The organism is Candidatus Planktophila sp. (genome assembly GCF_044348745.1).
In the GTDB taxonomy this organism is placed as follows: domain Bacteria; phylum Actinomycetota; class Actinomycetes; order Nanopelagicales; family Nanopelagicaceae; genus Planktophila.
The window spans coordinates 1-22,786 of the sequence record NZ_JBIKSG010000014.1 but is presented as its reverse complement, the minus strand read 5'-3'; the positions used below and the strand labels follow the sequence as shown (position 1 = coordinate 22,786).

Annotated in this window: 24 protein-coding genes and 1 riboswitch; of the genes, 15 read left to right on the top strand and 9 right to left on the bottom strand. The window is 47.1% G+C overall.

Going from position 1 to position 22,786, the window contains the following annotated elements; genetic code table 11:
- Positions 1-318, top strand: a 318-nt coding sequence (locus AC9UH7_RS03755; RefSeq protein WP_509595256.1) for a cytochrome b5 domain-containing protein, incomplete at its 5' end; no start/stop codon positions are given.
- Here the strand turns inward: AC9UH7_RS03755 and AC9UH7_RS03750 are convergent.
- Positions 319-780, bottom strand: a complete 462-nt coding sequence (locus AC9UH7_RS03750; protein WP_509595253.1) for a TspO/MBR family protein — start codon at positions 778-780, stop codon at positions 319-321.
- Between the two features lie 4 nt (positions 781-784).
- Entirely contained in the window at positions 785-1,849 is a 1,065-nt protein-coding gene (locus AC9UH7_RS03745) for an NADH:flavin oxidoreductase/NADH oxidase (protein WP_509595250.1), read from the bottom strand.
- Positions 1,850-1,947: 98 nt separating this feature from the next.
- Here AC9UH7_RS03745 and AC9UH7_RS03740 point away from each other — a divergent pair, with 98 nt between their 5' ends.
- Positions 1,948-2,235: a type II toxin-antitoxin system Phd/YefM family antitoxin gene (locus tag AC9UH7_RS03740; protein ID WP_509595248.1), complete on the top strand. Its 288-nt coding sequence runs from the start codon at positions 1,948-1,950 to the stop codon at positions 2,233-2,235.
- Between the two features lie 8 nt (positions 2,236-2,243).
- On the top strand, positions 2,244-2,525 hold the full coding sequence (locus tag AC9UH7_RS03735; protein ID WP_509595245.1) for a Txe/YoeB family addiction module toxin: 282 nt from the start codon (positions 2,244-2,246) through the stop codon (positions 2,523-2,525).
- On the opposite strand, the gene AC9UH7_RS03730 is transcribed toward AC9UH7_RS03735, so the two are convergent.
- The 6 genes from AC9UH7_RS03730 to lexA form a co-directional block, all read right to left on the bottom strand.
- Positions 2,526-3,077, bottom strand: a complete 552-nt coding sequence (locus AC9UH7_RS03730; RefSeq protein WP_509595242.1) for a DUF4287 domain-containing protein — start codon at positions 3,075-3,077, stop codon at positions 2,526-2,528.
- A 100-nt stretch (positions 3,078-3,177) separates the two neighbouring features.
- Positions 3,178-3,348, bottom strand: coding sequence for a hypothetical protein (locus AC9UH7_RS03725; RefSeq protein ID WP_509595240.1), 171 nt, complete (start codon positions 3,346-3,348; stop codon positions 3,178-3,180).
- A 142-nt stretch (positions 3,349-3,490) separates the two neighbouring features.
- A complete protein-coding gene (locus AC9UH7_RS03720; protein ID WP_509595237.1) occupies positions 3,491-4,534 on the bottom strand; it encodes an ABC transporter ATP-binding protein in 1,044 nt (347 codons plus the stop codon).
- Complete coding sequence (locus AC9UH7_RS03715) at positions 4,531-6,129, bottom strand: ABC transporter permease (RefSeq protein WP_509595234.1); 1,599 nt, start codon at positions 6,127-6,129, stop codon at positions 4,531-4,533. The genes AC9UH7_RS03720 and AC9UH7_RS03715 overlap by 4 nt, the downstream gene beginning before the upstream one ends.
- A gap of 3 nt (positions 6,130-6,132) precedes the next feature.
- The gene (locus AC9UH7_RS03710; RefSeq protein WP_509595231.1) at positions 6,133-7,152 is read right to left on the bottom strand and encodes an iron ABC transporter substrate-binding protein; all 1,020 of its coding nucleotides are present in this window, start codon (positions 7,150-7,152) and stop codon (positions 6,133-6,135) included.
- An 87-nt stretch (positions 7,153-7,239) separates the two neighbouring features.
- Complete coding sequence (gene lexA / locus AC9UH7_RS03705; protein WP_509595228.1) at positions 7,240-7,905, bottom strand: transcriptional repressor LexA; 666 nt, start codon at positions 7,903-7,905, stop codon at positions 7,240-7,242.
- Between the two features lie 143 nt (positions 7,906-8,048).
- Here lexA and AC9UH7_RS03700 point away from each other — a divergent pair, with 143 nt between their 5' ends.
- The 12 genes from AC9UH7_RS03700 to AC9UH7_RS03645 all read left to right on the top strand — a co-directional run bounded on the left by AC9UH7_RS03700 (position 8,049) and on the right by AC9UH7_RS03645 (position 21,696).
- The gene (locus AC9UH7_RS03700; protein WP_509595225.1) at positions 8,049-8,420 is read left to right on the top strand and encodes a LysM peptidoglycan-binding domain-containing protein; all 372 of its coding nucleotides are present in this window, start codon (positions 8,049-8,051) and stop codon (positions 8,418-8,420) included.
- Positions 8,421-8,635: 215 nt separating this feature from the next.
- The gene (gene nrdR, locus AC9UH7_RS03695) at positions 8,636-9,169 is read left to right on the top strand and encodes a transcriptional regulator NrdR (protein ID WP_509595222.1); all 534 of its coding nucleotides are present in this window, start codon (positions 8,636-8,638) and stop codon (positions 9,167-9,169) included.
- Positions 9,170-9,190: 21 nt separating this feature from the next.
- A complete protein-coding gene (locus AC9UH7_RS03690) occupies positions 9,191-12,025 on the top strand; it encodes a vitamin B12-dependent ribonucleotide reductase (protein WP_509595219.1) in 2,835 nt (944 codons plus the stop codon).
- 110 nt (positions 12,026-12,135) lie between these two features.
- Positions 12,136-12,263, top strand: a riboswitch (FMN riboswitch).
- Between the two features lie 94 nt (positions 12,264-12,357).
- The gene (ribD, locus tag AC9UH7_RS03685) at positions 12,358-13,377 is read left to right on the top strand and encodes a bifunctional diaminohydroxyphosphoribosylaminopyrimidine deaminase/5-amino-6-(5-phosphoribosylamino)uracil reductase RibD (RefSeq protein WP_509595217.1); all 1,020 of its coding nucleotides are present in this window, start codon (positions 12,358-12,360) and stop codon (positions 13,375-13,377) included.
- On the top strand, positions 13,377-13,982 hold the full coding sequence (locus AC9UH7_RS03680; protein ID WP_509595214.1) for a riboflavin synthase: 606 nt from the start codon (positions 13,377-13,379) through the stop codon (positions 13,980-13,982). The genes ribD and AC9UH7_RS03680 overlap by 1 nt, the downstream gene beginning before the upstream one ends.
- Complete coding sequence (gene ribB, locus AC9UH7_RS03675; RefSeq protein ID WP_509595211.1) at positions 13,979-15,172, top strand: 3,4-dihydroxy-2-butanone-4-phosphate synthase; 1,194 nt, start codon at positions 13,979-13,981, stop codon at positions 15,170-15,172. The genes AC9UH7_RS03680 and ribB overlap by 4 nt, the downstream gene beginning before the upstream one ends.
- The gene (ribH, locus tag AC9UH7_RS03670) at positions 15,173-15,637 is read left to right on the top strand and encodes a 6,7-dimethyl-8-ribityllumazine synthase (protein ID WP_509595208.1); all 465 of its coding nucleotides are present in this window, start codon (positions 15,173-15,175) and stop codon (positions 15,635-15,637) included.
- Between the two features lie 13 nt (positions 15,638-15,650).
- Positions 15,651-16,538, top strand: coding sequence for a methylisocitrate lyase (gene prpB / locus AC9UH7_RS03665; protein ID WP_509595206.1), 888 nt, complete (start codon positions 15,651-15,653; stop codon positions 16,536-16,538).
- 5 nt (positions 16,539-16,543) lie between these two features.
- A complete protein-coding gene (gene prpC / locus AC9UH7_RS03660) occupies positions 16,544-17,674 on the top strand; it encodes a bifunctional 2-methylcitrate synthase/citrate synthase (RefSeq protein ID WP_509595203.1) in 1,131 nt (376 codons plus the stop codon).
- 2 nt (positions 17,675-17,676) lie between these two features.
- Positions 17,677-19,116 (top strand): bifunctional 2-methylcitrate dehydratase/aconitate hydratase, encoded by a 1,440-nt coding sequence (locus AC9UH7_RS03655; protein ID WP_509595201.1) that lies wholly within the window; start codon positions 17,677-17,679, stop codon positions 19,114-19,116.
- Entirely contained in the window at positions 19,116-21,113 is a 1,998-nt protein-coding gene (locus AC9UH7_RS03650; protein WP_509595198.1) for an ATP-dependent DNA helicase, read from the top strand. The genes AC9UH7_RS03655 and AC9UH7_RS03650 overlap by 1 nt, the downstream gene beginning before the upstream one ends.
- 4 nt (positions 21,114-21,117) lie before the next feature.
- On the top strand, positions 21,118-21,696 hold the full coding sequence (locus AC9UH7_RS03645; RefSeq protein WP_509595197.1) for a TetR/AcrR family transcriptional regulator: 579 nt from the start codon (positions 21,118-21,120) through the stop codon (positions 21,694-21,696).
- Here AC9UH7_RS03645 and AC9UH7_RS03640 read toward each other — a convergent pair.
- Complete coding sequence (locus AC9UH7_RS03640) at positions 21,689-22,630, bottom strand: hypothetical protein (protein WP_509595194.1); 942 nt, start codon at positions 22,628-22,630, stop codon at positions 21,689-21,691. The genes AC9UH7_RS03645 and AC9UH7_RS03640 overlap by 8 nt on opposite strands.
- Positions 22,631-22,786 lie beyond the last annotated feature (156 nt).

Below are 22,786 nucleotides of genomic sequence, written 5' to 3'. Positions count from 1 at the left end.
CCAACGCCAACGCCAACGCCAACGCCAACGCCAACGCCAACGCCAACGCCAACGCCAACACCGACTCCAACACGGACTGTTGCTGGTTACACAATGGCTCAGGTGAGAGCCAATAACAATGCACAGAGTTGTTGGACTGTGGTCGATGATTATGTTTACAACTTAACCAGTTGGATTAATTCACACCCAGGTGGTTCTGGTGCAATCTTGTTCTTATGTGGCACAGATGGAACAAACGCCTTTAAGGCTCAGCATTCCAATCAAAGCAGACCTGCGATCAGGTTAGATAGTTACAAACTAGGACCACTTAACAAATAGTTAATTGAGTTTGCTGTATTGATAACTAAGAGTTGCCGCTGTTGCTACCCAGATTTGATAGGGAAGCAACGCAAGTCCAATCGAGGTTGAAGTCTTAAAGGCAATTATCACCATCGGCAAGGTCAAAAGCACTGTTCCAACAAGTGCGATCACAGCAAATAGCAGATTGTGGGGACGATAGAACTGATAGGCCCAGATCAGAGCACATGCCACAGAGAGTCCAAAAAATGTTAAATAGGTAATTGTTAGAGCTGTTGTGGCGCGTTGTGCAATGGTGACAGCGGCAATTCCTAAAACAATAAAGTTATAGGGCCAGATAATCCCAAAGACAAAACCTGGCGGTTGCCAGGATGGTTGATTTAAGCTGCGATACCAGTTATCCCCAGTGTTAACCCACAGACCTGATCCAATTACATAGATTGCAACAATCGCAATTCCTATAACGGAGCCAGTGATTTTCATCGGATTAACTTAACTTGCCGCGCTCTATCGGTAGCGGCCACTTGATCTTCACGCCAAGTTTTTCAGCAGCAAATAAAGGAAAACGTGGATTACGTAGGAATTCACGGGCCATAAAGACAGCATCTGCCTCACCTGTTTGAATGATGTGATCTGCTTGCTCTGGTTCAGTAATTAAGCCAACGGCTGTTGTCATGATTCCAGTCTCTGCTCTAATTGCTGTGGCAAAAGGAACTTGGAAACCAGGGGTTGCCTTAATCGGTGCATTATGAACATTGCCACCTGTTGAAACATCAACCAGGTCCACGCCGAGTGCCTTTAACTGAGCACAAAGTTCAACTGAGTCAATCAAGTTCCAACCATCTTGAACCCAGTCTGTGGCAGAGATGCGAACAAAGAGCGGCGTGCCAGTAGGGATTGCATTTCGGACTGCTGCAACTGTTTCCAAAAGGAATCTTGTTCTATTGGCAAACTCTCCGCCGTATTCATCGGTGCGCTTGTTTGCAAGAGGGGAGTAGAACTGGTGGAACAGGTAGCCATGGGCTGCATGCAGTTCGATGACATCAAAGCCAATTGCAACTGCGCGCTTGGCAGCATCTACAAAATCTTGGGTGAGTTGGTGGATCTCAGTCACAGTTAGTGCGCGGGGCTCTGCATATCCTTCAAATGCAATTGCAGATGAAGAGACAGACTGCCAGCCACCTTCTTCTTTTGTTGCAATGCGGTGATCATCCCAAGGCAACATGGTGCCGGCCTTTCGACCCGCGTGAGCTAATTGGATTCCCACCTTCACATCGTGACTATGTGCGAAATCAATCATTGGTTTAAATGCTGCTGCGTGGGCATCATCTTCAATGGATGGACAACCAACAGAGATGCGTCCTTCCGGAACAACACCTGTTGCCTCCACCATGATCAAACCCGTGCCACCTGTTGCAAATGAACCTAGGTGAACATCGTGCCACTGACCCACAAAGCCATCTTTAGCCATGTATTGGCACATAGGGGAGACCCAGATGCGGTTATTGAATTCAACTTCGCGGATAGTTAATGGATCAAAGAGTGCGCTCATGTGCGAAGTCTAGATCTCTTTACAGCCTTTGGAATTCTAAGACTCCATGAGTTAGAGTGTGGTACTGTTTCTTGTACCACTTCTGAAAGGTGTCCATCATGGCAATTACCGCCTCACAAGCTCGGGCCCAATTGTTTCCCTTGATTGAGCAGGTCAATACGGATATGAAGCCAGTCGTTATAACTTCTAAAGCAGGAAACGCAGTTTTAATTTCTGTTAGCGAGTATGAATCCATGATTGAGACGGCTTATCTATTATCCACGCCTGCCAACCGTGAATGGCTTCTGGAGTCATTGGCTCAAGCCGATCGTGGCGAGTTGCAGCCTGTTGAGTTTCCGCTCACGGCGGTTAAAGAGAAAAGCAAGGCCAAGAAGAAGAGTAAATAAGTTCAGTTGTGCCGAAAAACAAATTAGACCAGGTGGTTGCCACCCCTCGCGCCATCCGAGATCTCGAATACTGGTGCACGAGTGGCAATCAGAAGAAACTTGATCGAATTAATGCGCTAATCGCTAATTGCCTGGAGACCCCATTTTCAGGAATTGGTGTGCCAGAGCAGCTTCGTTTTCAGGATCAAGATACCTATTCTCGGCGAATAGATAAAACACATCGATTGGTTTATCGCGTAGATGGCAAGCAATTGGTAATTATCTCTGTGCGTTTTCACTACGAGAAATAACTATTTCAAATTGGCAAGGCTTGCTTTAACAACTGCCTGGATTAACTTCACATCCACATCCCAGTCGTTTGGCAACTGAATAATTTTCTTGAGTGCGTTGCCTTCCTTGAATTTAGGAGCAAACTCCATTAATACCTTTTCATCCCAGGTCCCAATCAGGACATGCTTGGTCGATGCAGACACGCCCAAGATGTAGTGCTTATCGAGTTTGACCATGGGTTGGTTCCAGGCGATGACAAGTTCTACTTGCGGATACTTAACAGTGATCGCTTTAAAGATCGCCTTAATTGTTTTTGCTTGCACAGGTGTTACAGATTTATAAAACTCTGTGGGGGTGGCAAATCGTTTAGAGCTTTCAGAGCCTCTGGAATACATAACTAGTGCATTGGCATGTGCTTGTGAAAAACCGTAGTTCTCTTTTAGGTGAGCTATTTGTTCTGGGTATTTCTTGCCCTCAAGTTTTGCCATGACCTTAAACCAGTAGGCCATCTTTTCGCCGTACTTTTTTTCAATGGCAGGAAAGTGGGCCTCGCGGGATGGATCTTTTGGCATGGGCAAAGAATAACCCCCGTAGCGATAGGGCCACGGGGGTTATATCTCGTATCCATTCCCTCAAATGGAAGATTTCCCTACTTGAGATAGAGAAAACTTTTTATATTGCGATAGTGCGCTCTGCGATCTGTGCTTGTAGCTCTAGGTCGTGGGATTCATTGGCTCGGCGTGAGCGGGCAAAACGGCCGCGCTCTTCATCTTCAAATTGGGCGTGGTGGTCAACTGCGAATTGATTGGTAATCAACAGGCTAAGCAGGTTGTTTGAGTCCATGGGCAAATAGTGAGGTGCCAAGGTTTCGCAGATGCATGGAGTAGGTGAATGTTGAGTTATATAAAGGTGAACGATGCATCTTTAGTGACCCGAATGACAGCACCAACCACGCTTGGTAGGTGCCTATTGGCCAAGCAATTGCTTAATTTGCTGAATTTGAAAAGAAACGAACTGGTCCTGCGTGCTCAAGACTAACTTCCTCGCCGACTGCATAATCAAAAGGCCCAGGGATTCGAACCTTTAGCACCTGGCCAGCACAATCTAGGGTGACCATTGCATCATGGCCGTAGTAATCAATCTTTGAAATACGACCAACAGTTTGTGCCCCGACTAAGTTGCGATCAAGTTTGATTTCTTCAGGGCGGATAACAAGGTGACCTGATTCAACCGAAGTGCTCTTTGTTGCCGCACTGAATAGATACGAAGTAGTGCCATCAGCCATCTTTGAAGCATCAAGAACTAGCGCATCGCCGGTGCTTATCGCCATCGCTGGTGAAATCGGTGAGGAGTACACCGCTTCAGGTGAACCCTGCTGAATGATCTGGCCCTCGCGCATCAGTGCCACAACATCGGCTGAAACCAAGGCCTCTTCACGATCATGGGTAACCAAGATTGAAGTGGCGTTGCTCTTGCGCAATAGATCAATGACATCGGCGCAGAGCTCCCCACGCAAAGCTTCATCGAGGGCTGAAAATGGTTCATCAAGTAAAACAATTGCTGGCTTAATAGCAAGAGCGCGAGCAAGTGCTACACGTGTCTGCTGTCCGCCTGATAGCTGATTTGGCATACGGTTTTCATACCCTTGCAGGCCAATCAAGTTCAACATTTCTTTTGTTGTCTGGCGAATTTGATCCTTTGTAAAGGCAGAGCGATCTAAACCAAAGGCAATATTGTCGGCAACAGATAGATGCGGAAAGAGCGCACCATCTTGCGGAACATAACCAATTTTGCGCTTATGCGATGGCATTACAAGTGATGACAATGAGACTAACTGCTTACCAAAACGAATCGTTCCATCAGATGGTTGGATTAATCCGGCGATACTGCGCAGCAGTGTTGTCTTGCCACAGCCTGAGGGACCTAGCAGCGCTGCGATCTGGCCTTCTGCCAAAGAGAAGGAGAGGTCATTTAGAATTAATTTTTGCCCCAGGGAAACTTTTAAGTGGGAAATCTCAAGTGAACTCACTTTTCGCCCCCTAGATTCTCTGTAATAAATGTTCTATCTGCTTTATCTGGCCGGCTCAATAAAAAGGTTGGTAGCGCTGCGATTAGAACCAAGATTAATGCATAGGGTGCGGCCTCGTTAAATCGATTGATAGATGCAGCAGACCAGATCTGGGTGGCCAGGGTGTCAAAGCCTGTTGGGCGAAGCATCAGCGTGGCAGGTAGCTCCTTCATAGCAGTTAGAAATACCAACACTGTGCCAAGTCCAATACCAGGTGCGCTAATAGGTGCCACGACCTTTTTGATTACCATCCATTGGTTCATGCCAAGAGTTGAGGCAACATCTTTGGCACTTGTTGGAACACGAGAGAGTGAAGAGTTCATGCTGGCTACTGATTTGGCAAGAAATAAGAGGGCATAAGCAAAGGCCAATAAAAATGTTGTTTGATACACAGCACCTAGTTTTGAACCAATTGAAACAATAGCTAAACCAACAACAACACCTGGCAAGCCATGGCCTATGGTGATGATGCGTTGGGCAATAGTGCCAACCCGGGTCGAGCCACCAGATAGGAGGGTTCCTAGGGGAGCAGATAAGACCAGAGCAATCAATGCGCCAAGTGCTGCAACAGAAATAGTTGAAATCGATGCCGACAATAACTCGCCCCACTTGATTGCAACTTGGTTGCTCAAAAAGCGAGAGATCAAAACATAGAAGGGGATGAGAACCGCGTTGAGCGCATAGATAGCAACTGTTGCGATAACTACAAAACGCATCCAGGTGTTGTTAATGAGAGTGTTCTTTGTTGAATACACCTTTATAACTGTTGAATTCGGGGTCTGCTTCTTGACCTTTTCATCAGCCAGAACAACAACCGTAGAAAAGGCGATCAGGACAAAGGAGATGACCGCTGCAGCGCTGCGGTCATATGATGCGCGATACATATTTTGAATTGTCACCGTCAATGTCTCTACGTTTAACAGCGAGACCGCGCCGAAATCACTTATTGTGTAGAGGGCGGCCAGCAATGCTCCGGCGCTGATGTGCCCTTTGACTTGGGGAAAGACAACTCGTCTAAATGTTTGCACTGGGGTTAAACCCAATGAGCGAGCAACTTCAATCTGCGAAGAATCAACTGTGCGCAGCCCTGACAAAGTTGCCAAGATTACATAGGGCAAAGTTGTAATCGACAAGATAAAACCTGCGGCAAGGAAGCCTGAAAACTCTGGGATCAAAGCGATCCATGTATAGGTAAAGACATAGGAAGGAATAGCTAAGGGCAGCACTGCCGGAATGATCAGTAAGCGACGAAATGGAAGACGCACAAAGTGAAGCCCAGTTGCCATCGCAACTCCCATGACAACAGTTGTGACAACAACGCCTAGAACAAGGGCTGATGTTGTGGCAAGAACTTCTAGAGTCTTTGGGCGAAGCAAGAGCTGGGCAGCCTCACCCAATGGCTTTTGGCTAGCTCGAAGTAGTAAATAACCAAGAGGAATCAGGGCTAATCCAGCAACGATCCCAACAGCACCGTTGAGCACCCCGCGCACAGCGCGTTGATTACGAGCACTATGCGAGAGCGCAACCTTGGTGCTTTCGGGGAATGTTGTTGGCATTATTTAAAGCAGTCCAACCTCAATGAGCAGATCTTGAGTAGCCTTGATGTTTTTCAAAGCACCCAAATCAACAGCAGGGGCTCCTATTTGATCCAGAGTTGGTACCCCGGTTGGGGCAGTTGCACCAGGAAGCAGTGAGTATTCATGGGTATCTGAAACAAACTTTGCTTGGGTTGGGACAGAGGTTAAGAAGTTAATTAAATCGATAGCTGCTGAATACTTCTTGCTCGATGCAAGGACACCTGCACCTGAAACGTTTATTAGGTTTCCAAGATCACCTGTTGCAAAGAAGCCGTTCTTTACATTGATTGCACGCCCTAGTCCTTCGCTTACTTCCCAGATGTAATAGTGGTTAACCAGACCTATTGAAATTTCGCCCTTATCAATTGCTTCCACAATCGCGCTATTTTTTGCATAGATCTTTACGCCATTTGCCTGCAAACCTTTAAGCCACGACTTTGCATAATCTGCGCCTTTGCTTTCAATTAACGCTGTTACGAAAGCTTGGAAGGATGCATTAGTTGGTGCGATACCAACCTGGTTTTTGTATTCGCTCTTTGTTAGATCAGCCACCGAGGTCGGCAAGATCTTCACGCGATCTGGTGCATAGGCAAAGACGCGAGCCCGACCTGTCACACCTACCCAGTTGCGATTTGCCGCAATAAATTGGGCAGGAATTGCTGATGCGACCGAGTCATTTAACTGTATAAATAAACCTGCTTCAGCAACTGCGCCAAGAGAACCGGCATCTTGTGCCAAAAACAGATCGGCAGGGGAGTTACTACCTTCTTCTAGAATCTGGGCTGCAAGCTCTGCTGAATCTCCGTAACGTATGTTTAGCTTGATACCTGATTGGGCTTCCCAGAGGGCAAAAAATGGTGCGATGAACTCTTCGGATCGGCCTGAGTAAATAGTCAGCTCAGTGACTTCGCTAGCCTGCTCATCAGAAGAGGAGCACCCCATAAGGATGGTTGCAAAAAGGGCAACAACGGCAAGGAGTGCGGACTTCTTCTTCAGGGTCATCGATCTACTCTCGGTTGGTTTGGCTACCGAAAGACTCTACCCCACCATCTGTAATTACGCAACATTAGTGTTGCGTAATTCATCACATTAACGAAGTGAACGAAGTACCGCTGTTACCTTGCCGAGGATCTCGCAGTTGTCGCCATCGATAGGAGCAAAATCATCATTGGCAGGCAGCAGCCAGATATGGCCGTTTTTGCGGGAGAAGGTCTTAACAGTTGCTTCGCCATCAATCATTGCAGCAACAATTTCACCGTTGTTGCAATCTTTTTGTGAACGAATAACAACATAATCACCATCGCAGATAGCTGCGTTAATCATTGATTCACCAACTACTTTGAGCATAAATAATTCGCCACTTCCAACAAGTGATTCTGGAAGCGGGAAGGTCTCTTCAATAGATTGTTCTGCGGTGATGGGACCACCGGCTGCGATGCGACCGACAAGTGGGATGTAACGAGTGGCATCTACTGGTGTTGAATTCTCTGCTGTCTTTTCATCTGGCATCAAAACTTCTAGTGCGCGTCCTCGGGTTGGGTCGCGGCGGATAAAGCCCTTCTTCTCAAGTGCTTCTAATTGGTACTTCACTGAAGCAGGTGAGGTCAGGCCAGCGACAACGCCGATCTCTCGCATTGAAGGGGGATAGCCATTGTTTTCAACTGCATCTTTAATCGCGCCAAGGATCTTAAGCTGGCGGGAGGTCAGACCGTGTGGGCCTTCTGGGCTGTCTGGAAGTTCAGTTACTTTTGCCATGGCTTAAGGGTGACACACCTTTGCCAAAAATTCAAACACCTGTTCGAATTTATCTTGCTATTTGTCAGTGGGAGGGTGTTTAATTGTCTTATTCGAACAGTTGTTCGAATACCTTCCCCAAGGTAAGACAGCAGGAGATAACGATGAGTGCACTAACGTTCAACTCAGCAAGTGGAAAAAGCATTGTAAATCAAGGCTTTTTAAGTAATCAGCAGACCAATCCGTCCGGTGGTATTACTCGCCGTGGTCGACTTGCTCGCACCTTTGTCGTTCTCTCGCTGACCGTTGTGATGGCAGCTGGCTTTGCTTCTCAGTCCGGGGCCGGACAGGTCGAGGCAAGCACAGCGCCTTCATACGAGATCGTGGTTGTTGCCCCAGGTGAAACCCTGTGGTCTGTAGCTGCCGCCTATGGCTCAGGCGATGTCCAGGGCTTAGTCAATGAGATTCGCGAGGCTAATAACCTCTCAGGCTTTGATCTACAGGCTGGACAGAGGCTGCGCGTTCCTTTGAAGTAGGTATGTAACGATTGCGACACGCCGTTCAGGAAGTTTTAACCTACTCGACAGGAAAATCCTCAACCAATGCTTTATAGTTAACACAAGATGTAGGGGTCAAAGCAGTATTTGTTTCCATTAGTAGTGGTTTTGGGGTAATATTCCAAATCCGCTCTAAAAAGCCCCCTTACACCCGAAGTTAAAAATATCGAGCATTGATTGGAGGACACGCCGTAATGAATTGCCCATTTTGCAGATACGAAGATTCACGCGTTGTGGACTCTCGTCCAGTTGAAGATGGCACAGCAATCCGCCGTCGTCGTGAGTGCCCTCAATGTGGCCAACGATTCTCAACTCAAGAGCTCTCACTACTTAACATTATTAAGCGAAGCGGGGCTTCAGAGCCATTTAGCCGCGAGAAGGTACTAGTTGGCGTTCGCAAAGCCTGCCAGGGACGTCCTGTCAATGAGGACGATTTAGTTTTGCTTGCTCAGCGCGTTGAAGAAACCCTTCGCCGCACAGGACAGGCAGAGATCGAAGCTCAAGAGGTGGGCATGGCAATCCTTGCGCCACTCCGAGAGCTAGATGAGGTCGCCTACTTACGTTATGCATCTGTGTACCGTAACTTTGCCTCCCTTGAAGACTTCGAAGGTGAGATCGCACTTCTCCGTGCTCTACCTTCCGGCAATTCCCCAATTGCTTCAAGCACTACAGAAAACATAAGCAGTACAGAACAAAGCAGTAACGCAACTCAAAAAATTAACTCATAAATAGAAGACGGGGAAATAAACATGTCAGAGACGGTCATCAACCGACCAGCGAAAATCAAGGCCCACAACACTCTAAAGGGTAAGGGCTTGACGATCGAACGCATCTACACAACCGAAGGCGTACACCCATACGATCAAGTTAAGTGGGAACGTCGCGATGTAGTGCAGCAGAACTGGAGAACGGGTGAAACTGTTTTTGAGCAACGCGGTGTTGAGTATCCAGATACTTGGTCAGTAAACGCATCAACAATCGTTACCACAAAGTACTTCCGCGGCGCACTCGGTGCTGAAAATCGCGAATGGTCTTTGAAGCAGGTAATCGATCGCGTTGTATTGACATACACAAAGGCCGGTAAAGAGCACGGCTACTTTGCAACTGATAAAGATGCAGAAATTTTTGAACACGAACTAACACACATGCTGATGCACCAGATCTTCTCTTTCAACTCACCAGTGTGGTTCAACGTTGGAACAGCGCAACCACAGCAGGTTTCAGCATGTTTCATCTTGTCAGTTGATGACACTATGGACAGCATCCTTAACTGGTACCGCGAAGAAGGAATGATCTTCAAGGGTGGATCAGGAGCAGGCCTTAATCTCTCTCGCATCCGTTCTTCAAAGGAGCTTCTAAAGTCCGGTGGAACAGCATCTGGTCCAGTCTCATTCATGCGAGGTGCTGATGCATCTGCAGGAACAATCAAATCAGGAGGCGCAACCCGTCGCGCTGCAAAGATGGTTGTTCTAGATGTTGATCACCCAGATATCGAAGAATTTATTGAGACAAAGGTCAATGAAGAAGACAAGATTCGCGCACTACGCGATGCTGGCTTTGACATGGACCTAGGTGGAAAAGACATCATCTCTGTTCAGTACCAGAACGCAAACAACTCTGTCCGACTATCAGACAAGTTCATGCAGGCTGTTGAAAAGGGAGAGCAGTTCGGCTTAACGGCTCGCTCAACTGGCGAAGTTATTGAGACTGTTGATGCACGCGCACTCTTCACAAAGATTGCACAAGCTGCATGGGCATGTGCTGATCCTGGTGTGCAGTTTGATGACACCATCAATGATTGGCACACAACTCCAGAGACAGGTCGCATCAATGCGTCAAACCCTTGCTCTGAGTACATGTCACTAGATAACTCATCATGTAACTTGGCTTCACTTAACTTGATGAAGTTCCTAAAATCTGATGGTTCATTTGATGCAAAGTCATTTGGTAAGGCTGCAGAGCTCATCATCACAGCGATGGATATCTCAATCTGTTTCGCAGATTTCCCAACAGAGGCAATCGGGGATACAACAAAGGCATACCGCCAACTCGGTATTGGTTATGCAAACCTTGGCGCACTACTTATGGCTTCAGGTCTTGCTTATGACTCAGAGGGTGGACGCGCACTTGCTGGTGCGATCACATCATTGATGTCAGGTATTACCTATAAGCGTTCAGCAGAACTTGCTGGAATCGTTGGACCATACGCAGGCTTTGCACAAAACGCTAAGCCACACGCACGCGTTATGCGCAAGCACGCATCAGCTTCATCTGCTGCAAAGTCAGAAACAACTCTTGACCGCGATGTGTGGGCAGAGGCGAACAAGGCCTGGGATGCATGTCTTTCAACAGGAGATAAGAACGGATGGCGCAACGCGCAGATCTCAGTTCTTGCTCCAACCGGAACAATCGGTTTGATGATGGATTGCGATACAACAGGTATTGAGCCTGACTTCTCACTAGTTAAGTTCAAGAAGCTTGTCGGTGGCGGATCTATGCAGATCGTTAACCAGACAGTTCCACTTGCACTACAAAAGCTTGGCTACGCACAAGAAACAGTAGAAGCAATCGTTGAGTTTATTGCAGCTAACGGTCACGTTATCGATGCTCCAGGGTTAAAGCTTGAGCACTACGAAGTATTTGACTGCGCACTAGGACAGCGTTCAATTGCTCCAATGGGCCACGTTCGCATGATGGCTGCATGTCAGCCATTCCTGTCAGGTGCGATCTCAAAGACAGTAAACCTTCCTGAGGATGCAACTGTTGAAGAGGTTGAAGAAGTACACCTTGAAGCATGGCGAATGGGCATCAAGGCGCTCGCGGTTTACCGTGACAACTGCAAGGTTGGTCAGCCTCTTTCAGATGGCAAGGCAAAGAAGAAGGAAGCAGTTGTAGAAGAAGATATTTCTACTCCAGTTCGCAAGCGTCTTCCAAAGTCTCGTCCAGCAACAACAACATCATTCTCAGTCGGTGGCGCAGAGGGTTACATGACCGCTGGTGCATATGCTGATGGTGCACTCGGTGAAGTATTCCTAAAGCTTGGCAAGCAGGGTTCAACCTTGGCCGGTGTAATGGATGCGTTCTCAATTGCAGTATCTATCGGACTTCAATACGGAGTTCCACTAGAGACATTCGTTGAGAAGTTCACAAACTTGCGCTTTGAGCCAGCAGGCATGACAGATGATGCTGATATCCGCATGGCACAGTCCATGATGGATTACATCTTCCGTCGCCTCGCACTTGACTACCTACCATTTGAACAACGTTCAGCAATGGGTCTTTACACTGCGGCAGAGCGCGCAGCAGCATTAGACAATGGTGGCGAGTACGCACCTGTAGCGGTGGCTGATACCCCAAAAGCAGTTGCGCCTGTGGCGGCTCCTGCGGTTGCAAGTAAGCCAGTAGAGGTAAAGATTGAAGTTGCAGCACCAGTTGCACAAACAATCGGATCTTCATCTGATCTACTTGAATCAATGGGAATCAAATCAGATGCACCACTATGTATGACATGTGGCGTGAAGATGCGTATGTCAGGTGCATGTTTCGTATGCGAAGGTTGCGGAAACACATCTGGTTGCAGCTAAGAAATAATTAAAACGGTTTAACCAACCCCCGTTAAAAACCCCGTCAATCACTGTGATTGGCGGGGTTTTTTACTGTTCTCAGCACTGATCAAAGCGAGGTAGAATTACGACGTTGTTTCCGGGGTCGATGTAATTTCGAACCGGCGGTTACAGTCCGCGACCCGATGCCTGCCAGGTATCGGTTGACTCAGTGAAATTCTGAGACCGACGGTTAAAGTCCGGATGAGAGGAAACCAACAAAGGGTGGGCTTGCGCCTACCTTCTTTGTGCATTTCTCTTTGCACACCCACCCCGGTTACTCGTTTCTAGAGTCGGGGGCATAGAAAATTAAAATGGATATGGATTACACAGTTGCAATGCAACGTGCCATTGCCCTTGCCGAAAAAGGACTTGGTAAAACAGCACCCAATCCAATTGTTGGTGCAGTGATTATTGATGCAGCCGGCTATGTTGTGGGCGAAGGTTTTCATGATCGCGTGAACTCACCAGATCATGCAGAGGTAGTTGCTATTAAAGCTGCAGGAAACAAGACAGCAGGGTCAACAATTGTTGTGAGTTTAGAGCCATGTAATCACACAGGTAACACAGGGCCATGCGTTCAAGCAATTATCGATGCAGGAATTACAACAGTTGTCGTTGCGGTTGCAGATCCAAATCCTGTTGCGGCCGGTGGAGCAGATGCTCTGCGCGCAGCTGGCATAACTGTTATTGAAGGCGTGATGAAAGATGAAGCTGCTTTTTCTAATCGTGCGTGGTTGATGAAGATTAGAAAGGGACGACCATTTTTCACCTGGAAGGTGGCCGCAACCCTAGATGGCAAAGTCGCAGCAGCAGATGGCACCTCTAAGTGGATTACTAATGAAACTTCACGAGGCGATGTGCAGGTGCTGCGCCGTCAGGCAGATGCGATTCTTGTGGGCACAAATACTGTTATCGCAGATGATCCACATTTGATTCCTCGTGGTGATTTTGCTGGATACGGGGCTAACCCAATTCGCGTTGTGTGTGGTGAGCAAGAGCTACCTGCCGATGCGCAGGTCTTTGATGATGCTGCTCAAACCGTTGTAGTTAAATCTAAAGATCTTGATGTCTTGGTTGAAAAGCTGAATGAATTAGGGCTTAACCATGTCTTTGTTGAGGCAGGGCCAACTCTGGGTAGTGCGATGTTGGATGGTTGTCTTTTGGATGAACTGATTATGTATCAAGCACCAACGCTATTGGGCACAGGCAAGCACTTTTTTAGTTTTGAATACCCAACAACTATTACTGATCAAATGCGAATGGATCACCTAAGTACCGTGGTCCTTGATGGCGATGTTAAATCGGTCTATCAGATTAGGAATGGTGAGTGATGTTTACAGGACTCATCGCTGAACTTGGTTCAATTACCGCTATTAAAAAGAGTGATACATCTGCCATCTTTACAATTAACGCACCTGGTTTGATTTCAGAGATATCAGAGGGGGATTCAGTTGCGGTAAACGGTGTGTGTTTAACCGCCACCTCAATAGATGGCACTTCCTTCACAGCAGATGTCATGGTGCAAACACTTAATCTGACATCACTTTCACAGATCTTTGTGGGTAGTCCAGTAAACCTTGAACTTGCTGCCCAGCTAAATGCCCGTATGGGTGGGCATATGGTCCAAGGCCATGTTGATGGTGTTGGAACAGTTGTTGGATTAACTCCGGGGGATAAGTGGGCTCAGTTTGATATCAAGGTTCCCGTTGAATTAAGTAAATACATCGTTAATCAAGGCTCTATTTGTTTAGATGGTATTTCTCTGACCGTTGGACAAATCAATGATGAGAACAATCTTGTCACCGTGTGGTTGATTCCAGAGACACTAGAGCGCACTAATCTTTCAACGCTACTTCCAGGTGATTTGATTAATGTTGAGGTAGATGTGTTGGCTAAGTATGTTGAGCGTTTGCTAGCCAAAGGGGATAAGTCATGAGTAATCTCCAAAGAGTGCTAGATGCTTACAAAAACGGTGATCTGATTATTGTTACAGATGATGCTGATCGGGAAAATGAAGGCGATTTAATGCTTTTGGCTGAGAAAGCAACGCCAGAAAAAGTTGCCTTCATGGTTCGCCACACGACAGGTATTTTGTGTGTGGCTCTGACCCAAGAGCGTGCTCGTCAACTGCGCCTGCCACTGATGGTGGAAGAGAACCAAGATTCAAAAAAGACCGCCTTTACGGTGAGTGTTGATTACAAGGTCGGAATTACTACAGGAGTTAGCGCCCAAGAGCGTTCAAACACTGTGCGGGCGTTAGCTAACCCTTCAGTCACGCACTCAGATTTCATACGTCCAGGTCACATCTTTCCTTTGATTGCCGATGCTGGTGGATTGCAGGTGCGAGGTGGCCACACCGAAGCAGGTGTTGCACTCTCTTATCTAGTGGGCGCAGAGCCTGTGTGTTTGTTATCTGAAATCGTTAACGACGATGGATCAATGGCACGTGGGGCAGCACTTATTGCCTTTGCAGAGCAACACATGATTCCGATGATCTCAGTCGAAGAGCTCAAAAGTATTGCAACCGTTATCCCTGCGCCTGTTTCCACATTTGATTTTGCATGGGCACAGTTGCCTTTACGCACTGGTCTGTGGTCGATTGCAACATTTCCTGGACTTCGACAACGTGAACATGCAGTTATTGCTTTTGGGCAAGCGGGCAAGTTGCCAATGGTGCGCATCCATAGCGAATGCTTCACAGGCGATGTCATTCATTCACAACGCTGTGATTGCGGAGAACAACTAGAACAATCTATTAATCAGATTCAGGCACATGGCCATGGATACATCATCTATTTACGTGATCATGAAGGCCGCGGTATTGGGCTAACAGAAAAGATCAAGGCGTATCAATTGCAAGATCAAGGCATGGACACCATCGATGCCAACCTGCATTTAGGACATGAGATCGATGCACGAGATTGGTCTGATGCGATCGCAATTGTTAAAGCACTTGGGTTAAAGGAGTTAACACTTCTGACTAACAACCCAAATAAGGTGCAAGCCCTGCATGATTCAGGGATTGTGGTAACTCAAATCAACTTAACGGTTGTGCCAAATAGTTTTAACGAAAAATATCTAGCTACTAAGGAAGAAAAACTTGGTCACTCACGAGGAGGCAAGTAAATGGCCGGACATGCACCACGTATTGGCATCACGCCACTTCCGCAGGCAAAGGTGGTAATCATCTCTTCATCGTGGCACCTAGATATTTGTAACGATTTGATTGTAGGTGCCAAGCGAGCACTTGCAGAGGCGCAGGTAGGCACTGTTGAAGTTCAGTTTGTTCCGGGCTCATTTGAAATTCCACTTGCTGCTCAATATGCATTTGAAGCAGGTTTTGATGCTGTAGTTGCAGTGGGCTTAGTTCTCAAAGGTGAGACACCTCACTTTGATTATGTCTGCCAAGGCGTCACGCAAGGGGTGATCGATGTGTCACTTAAGTATGGCAAGCCAATTGGTTATGGCGTCTTGATGTGTAATGACCTAGATCAAGCTATTGCTAGATCAGGTGTTGCTGGCAGCACAGAGGACAAGGGATATGACAGCGCAGTTGCAGCCCTTGAACTTTTGCGTTTGAAGAACGCCTAGATAGACTCGTTTGGTGAGCCTAACTAGCGCAGGTGCAGCCTTTAAGAAGGCGTTAGTTGAAGAAACCCCACTTCAAATTGTTGGAACCATTAACGCTAATCACGCCTTGCTTGCCAAGCGCGCGGGATTTCGCGCAATCTATTTATCAGGTGGCGGAGTTGCCGCTGGATCACTGGGAATTCCAGATCTCGGAATTACAACATTAGAAGATGTGTTAACCGATGTTCGCCGAATTACTAATGTGTGCGATACACCGCTGTTAGTAGATGCTGACACCGGCTTTGGGATTTCAGCATTTAACATCGCCCGCACAGTTAAAGAGCTGATCAAAGCTGGGGCGGCTGCGATGCATATCGAGGATCAGGTTGGTGCAAAGCGTTGTGGGCATCGTCCTAATAAGGAAATTGTTTCAAAGAGCGAAATGGTTGATCGCATCAAGGCCGCAGTGGATGCTCGCACAGATGAGAACTTCCAGATCATGGCCCGCACAGATGCGATTGCAAATGAAGGTATTGATTCAGCCCTAGATCGTATTCACGCATACATCGAGGCTGGTGCGGATTTAGTTTTCCCAGAGGCAATTGAAAACTTGGCAGATTATTCCAAGATTTCATCTGCCGTTTCCAAGCCCATCCTGGCAAACATCACTGAGTTCGGACAGACTCCATTATTGACTCGTGATGAGTTAGCTGCCAACGGGGTGGCAATGATCCTTTATCCGTTGTCAGCCTTCAGGGCGATGAATAAGGCGGCGGAGAATGTGTTTACATCAATTAGGCGAGATGGCACGCAGGCTAATGTGATCGACACAATGCAGACCCGCGAAGAGTTATACCAAGCAATTAATTATTATGAGTACGAAAAAGCACTTGACCAAACACTAGGCAAAGACAACGGGTAAAAAACATGGAAGAAATCAAAGTAAAGAAGTCAGTAGCACTCTCAGGAGTTCCAGCAGGAAGTACGGCACTTAGCGCTGTAGGTGGAGCCGACCTTCATTACCGCGGATACTCGATCAAAGACTTGGCTGCTAACTGCCAGTTTGAAGAGGTTGCATTCCTGCTGGTCCATGGCGCGCTGCCAACCCAGGCACAACTAGATACCTATAAGGCAAAACTCAAGGGTTTGCGCGGTCTTTCACCTCAGGTTAAGACAGTGCTTGAACAACTTCCAGCAACTGCCCATGCCATGGATGTTTTACGTACTGGCTTTTCAGCACTCGGTGCGGTCACACCAGAGTCAACAAAGCACACAGAAGCAGAAGCCCGAGATATTGCAGATTCCATGCTGGCAAAGACCGGCTCACTGCTTGGTTACTGGCACCACTTTGCAAACAGTGGAAAGCGCATTGAAGTAGAAACAGATGATGATTCAATCGGTGCCCACTTCCTGCATCTTCTACATGGCGAAAAGCCATCTGCACTCTGGGAAAAAGCTATGCACGCCTCCCTCGTCCTATATGCAGAGCATGAATTCAACGCTTCCACATTCACAGGTCGTGTAATTGCTGGCACTGGCGCAGATATTTACTCATGTGTCACTGGCTCTATTGGTGCTCTCAGTGGTCCAAAGCATGGCGGTGCTAATGAGGTTGCACTTGAAATTCAACTTCGTTACTCATCACCGGATCAAGCAGAAACAGATATTCGTGCACGTGTCGAAAACAAGGAAGTTGTGATTGGTTTTGGACACCCCGTCTACACCGTCTCAGATCCGCGTAATGAAATTGTTAAGGTCATTACAAAGGAATTGGCAGAAGAGGCCGGCAAAGAAAATCTGTATAACGTGGCTGAGCGCATTGAGTCAGTTATGTGGGAAGTTAAGAAGATGTTCCCTAACGTGGACTGGTTCTCAGCTGTTGCATATGATGCGATGAAGATTCCGGTCAATTACTTTACGCCGCTGTTTGTGATGGCACGTATTTCAGGCTGGACCGCTCACGTCATTGAACAGCGTATTGATGGAAAGATTATTCGCCCAACGGCCACCTATGTTGGTCCAGATGATTTGGCGTTTGTTCCCATCGAAAAGCGCTAAAAGTGTCTAGCCATGTAAGCCAAGGTAATCAGCCATACGATCAGGTCATCATCGACATCGTCGATTACACACTGAACTATGAGATCTCCTCACCGGTTGCCTATGAAACTGCATGGAACTGCTTTCTAGACACACTTGGGTGTGGCCTTGAAGCACTTGAATATGAAGCCTGCACCAAGCTTTTAGGCCCAGTTGTCCCTGGTTTAACAGTTGAAAATGGCGTCAAGGTTCCGGGAACCACCTATGTCCTAGATCCAGTTCAAGGTGCATTCAATATTGGCGCAATGATTCGTTGGTTAGATTTTAATGACACCTGGTTAGCCGCGGAGTGGGGACATCCATCAGATAACTTAGGTGGCATTCTTGCAACAGCTGATTGGCTCTCTCGCACAACAGATAAAAAGTTTACGATCAAAGATGTATTAACCGCGATGATTAAAGCCCATGAAATTCAGGGCTGCATTGCACTTGAAAACTCATTTAACAAAGTGGGCCTTGACCACGTTATTTTGGTAAAGGTTGCATCAACTGCCGTTGTGGCGCAGATGATGGGATTAACCCGGGAACAAGTGCTAGCTGCTGTGTCATTGGCATGGATTGATGGACAATCTCTTCGCACCTATCGTCACTTTCCAAATGCAGGATCACGTAAATCTTGGGCTGCAGGGGATGCCACATCTCGCGCAGTTCGTCTTGCCTTGATAGCACAAGCTGGCGAGATGGGTTACCCATCAGCACTAACTGCTAAAACCTGGGGTTTCTACGATGTTTCCTTTAAGGGACAAGCATTTAAGTTCCAACGTCCATACGGAACATATGTAATGGAAAATATATTGTTCAAAGTTTCCTTCCCAGCAGAGTTCCACTCACAAACGGCTGTGGAAGCCGCAATGACGATCTATCAGAAGCTGCAGGCAACTGGGAAAACCTCAGATGACATCAAAAAGATAACCATTCGAACCCATGAAGCATGTATTCGTATTATTGATAAAAAGGGACCATTGAATAACCCAGCAGACCGTGATCACTGTATTCAATACATGGTTGCAGTTCCATTTATCTTTGGTCGCCTCACTGCTCGTGATTACGAGGATGACATCGCTTCGGATCCACGTATTGATGCCTTGCGTGAAAAGATCGTGTGCGTTGAAGACACCGGTTATTCAGCTGACTACCACGACCCAGCAAAGCGTTCGATTGCTAATGCAATAACAGTGGAATTCAATGATGGCACGGTATTTGATGAGGTAGCAGTTGAATATCCGGTTGGTCATGCACGTCGTCGTAAAGAAGGAATTCCGCTACTGATTGAGAAGTACAAGACTAATTTGGCTCGCATATATGACACAGATAAGCAGCAGAAGATTGCTGCTCTATGCCTAGATTATGAAAAGCTTGCCGCAACTCCAGTAAATGAGTTTATGGATTTGATGGCTCTTTAATGAGCGATATGTCAGCAAAGGTGCGCAGAGCCCTAGATGTTGCGGTTGAAGCTATTGGGGGGTCAGCCCGCGAAGGCCAGATTGAAATGGCAGAGGCGGTAGCAAACGCTCTTACCAATCGTCATCACTTAATGGTTCAAGCCGGAACCGGAACCGGAAAGTCACTTGCCTATTTAATTCCTGGCATTGTCCATGGACGCAAAGTATTGGTTGCAACTGCCACCATTGCATTGCAGCGCCAATTAGTTGATCGGGATTTGCCTGCTGTAGTTCCTGCTCTAGAAAAAGAGTTGGGTCGCGACATCTCCTATGCCATCTATAAGGGCGTGGGTAACTATGTGTGCCTGCAAAAGATGAATAGTGATGAAGTAGATCCTGATGGTGAGTTAGTGATGGAAGTTTCAGCCCTTGAAAAAGATGCTAAGCGCCTGATTGCTTGGGCAAAGACGCCAGGGGTGAGTGGAGATCGCGATGATGCCCCTGAGGTAGATCGCAGAGTGTGGGCAGCCAATAGTGTTTCAGGACGTGAATGTGTTGGTGCAGATGTGTGTGCCTTTGGTTCACAATGTTTTGCTGCAAATGCCAAAGCAAAGGCTCAGACTGCAGATATTGTAATTACCAACCACACCTTATTAGCAATTGAAATTGTGGATTCACATCCCATCTTGCCAGAACGCGACTGCGTGATTTTAGATGAAGCACACGAATTCATGGATCGGGCAACCCAAGCGGTAACAGATGAGTTAACAAGTAATCGGGTTTTGCGAGCTGCGGCCATGGCTCGCAAGTTCATGCCTGGCAAGCTTTCTGACGCCTTTCATAAGGCAGCAAATGACTTTCATGAATCGATGGTGGATTACGGGGAGTCAGTAAAAAGTGAATTTGGTGCACAAGGCCGGCTAGAAGAGATTCCACAATCCCTTGAATTTTCTATTCGAAAAGTCATGGAAGCATCTAAAGCGATCATGCAATTTCTCTCTGCAGATGATGAAATTATTGACACGGATGCTTTGGCAGAGCGCGCAAGAGTTAAGGGTGCCGTCAATGAGATAGCAACGACTGCTACAACACTACTTAAAATGGGTGATGGGTTAGTGCTCTGGTATGAACCAATATTTTCTACTCTCTATCTAGCTCCACTGTCTGTCTCTGAGGTATTGCGCGAGAACCTGCTCACAAAAACTCCCGTGATAGCAACGTCTGCAACTTTGACAGTTGGCAATGGCTTTGATCAGATGGCAAAGAGCATTGGCTTCTTGGTTAATGAGGAGATGAACGCTGAAGTTAGAGAGGGCGAAGTAGATCCAGCAAACATTCAAATGCTAGATGTGGGAAGTCCTTTTGATTTTGCCAACCAAGGTGTCTTATATATGCCAAAACATTTGCCAGAACCAGGTCGTGATGGACCAAGCCAGGAAGTGTTAACAGAACTTGGTGAGTTAATTGATGCAGCAGGTGGTCGCACTCTTGCATTGTTTTCTTCATGGCGTGGGGTGGAAGCGGCAGACCTGCATCTTCGAAAAGTATTAGCCGAACTACCAATCAAAATCATCACGCAAAAACGGGGAGATGCTGTTGGGCCGTTAGTTTCTAGGTTTGCAAAAGATGAAACCTCAATTTTGATTGGCACCATGTCACTGTGGCAAGGCGTTGATGTTCCTGGAAGCAGTTGTATTTTGGTAGCAATTGATCGCATTCCTTTTCCACGCCCTGATGAACCGGTGATGAGTGCACGCGCGGCCCAAGCAGATGCCAAAGGCGGCAGCGGATTTATGCAGGTTTCCCTGCCTAGAGCAGCCCTTTTATTGGCACAGGGCACAGGTCGCTTGATTCGATCTGTTGATGACAGGGGAGTAGTTGCAATTTTAGATTCTCGTATTGTGACTAAGAGGTATGGAAGTGTTCTACTTAACTCAATGCCACCGCTTTGGCGCACCTCAGATGCCGCGGTGGTCCGAGACTCACTGAGACGACTTGCAGAAAGCGTGAAAGAATAATTCCATGCCTCGCATTGAAACCCAAACTTTGGCTGAGCACCGTGATTGGCGTCGCAACCAATTAATTGAAGCTGCTGCCAGCATCGCACTTGAATCTGGGGGAGCTGCTGTGACTGTTGCGGCTGTGGCACAAAAAGCAGGTTTATCTAGAACTTCTGTCTATGAATACTTTGGAAGTAGCGCCGATTTAGTTGCTGACTTAGTGCTCGAAGAGCTCAATGATTTTGCGAAGTATCTTGAGGTTGCAGTTTCGACAAGCACCCAACCAATTTCTAACATCACTGCTTGGATTGAAGCTGCGCTTTTGTATATTGCAGATGGTCGTCACTTGTTAGCAAAGGCTCTTAACGCCAGTGCATTGCCGCAAGAGCGTGTTGCAGCAATTGGTGCTGCTCACCGCGCTCTTCTTGCACCGCTGGTAGTTCAGTTATCTGCGATGGGCGTGAAAGATACACAGCGCGCATTGCTCTTTATCCAAGCGATTACAGATGCTGCAACCAAGCGGATTGAAAGTGGTCACAACGCAGATGCAGAGATTAGATCTGCACAGTCTTTCTGCATGGCAGGTCTTGCCACTATTTAATAGTGAGCACTACCTTTTTTTGCAACTTTCCAAACAAACCAGCTCTGCCTTGGGCAGCTGCATCAATAGTGCACTTACCCTTTCTTGCAGTAAGCAGATTGTTTTTAATGGAGCAGCTACCAGTTGCGGTATAGGTAACTTTCTCACCAAAGTTTGTTAGAGGCGCAAGTCGCACACTCCTTTTAGCAGCAATAGTTGGAATTGTTTGCTGCCCAAGTGTTAGCCGAACAGGCAGGATTGCAGTTACTCCGGTAGCGGTCGCATTTGTCGTTGAGGTGACAGAGATTGCGCACTCGCCAGCACCTTTCAGCGGTGTTATCTCTGCTCCATTGAGAGCGCAGGCTGAGTCAATTGAAGCAAAGGTCAGGGCTGAACCAGATTTTGAAACTGCAGAAAGTGTTGCCTTTTGGCGGTAGCTCAAAGTCATCGGCGCAGTTGTGCTGACAACAACTCCGTTAATTGTTGCTGTGATTTCATCAAAAGGAAGCGCCACAGTTGTTGAATTTGCAGCCTTAAAGGTCAAGGGGATGAATTGATCCTCTGTGAGGTCACCTGGCACAGTGTGGTCATATCGCATGAAGAGTCCACACTTTGAAACTGTGCAATCAACATTTGTATTTGCGGATGTGAAAGTTCCAGTTGGCTTGAACTTAATGACATCTGTGGGCAAGAAAGAAGCGCCACGAAGATAAGAAATCCACAATTGCACCGGGGTATTACATAAGGATGGACGCGCACCAGGAGCTGCTTCAACGCACTGTTGAATATAAAGACCACCCTTGGCAGGAACACCAAGCAACATGATGTTGATGGTTGCGCCTTGTGACTCAAGATTGGTAAGCGGGGCACCCGTAAACTTGGTCTCTGCTGCTTGTGCGTTAGTTGGCACAAGTACAGATGCAATCAATGCCACTACAACTGCGAACTTTTTCATTGTTCTCCTCATTTGATTTTTACTGGAACAAACATGTCGTAACTTCTATCATTGCCACGTAGATGATCTGCTCGAACAGTTATTGCACATCTAACTTTGGTGCAATCAAACTTTCCGATTTTTCGGGAAACTTGTACTTTTTGTGTAAAACGCCCA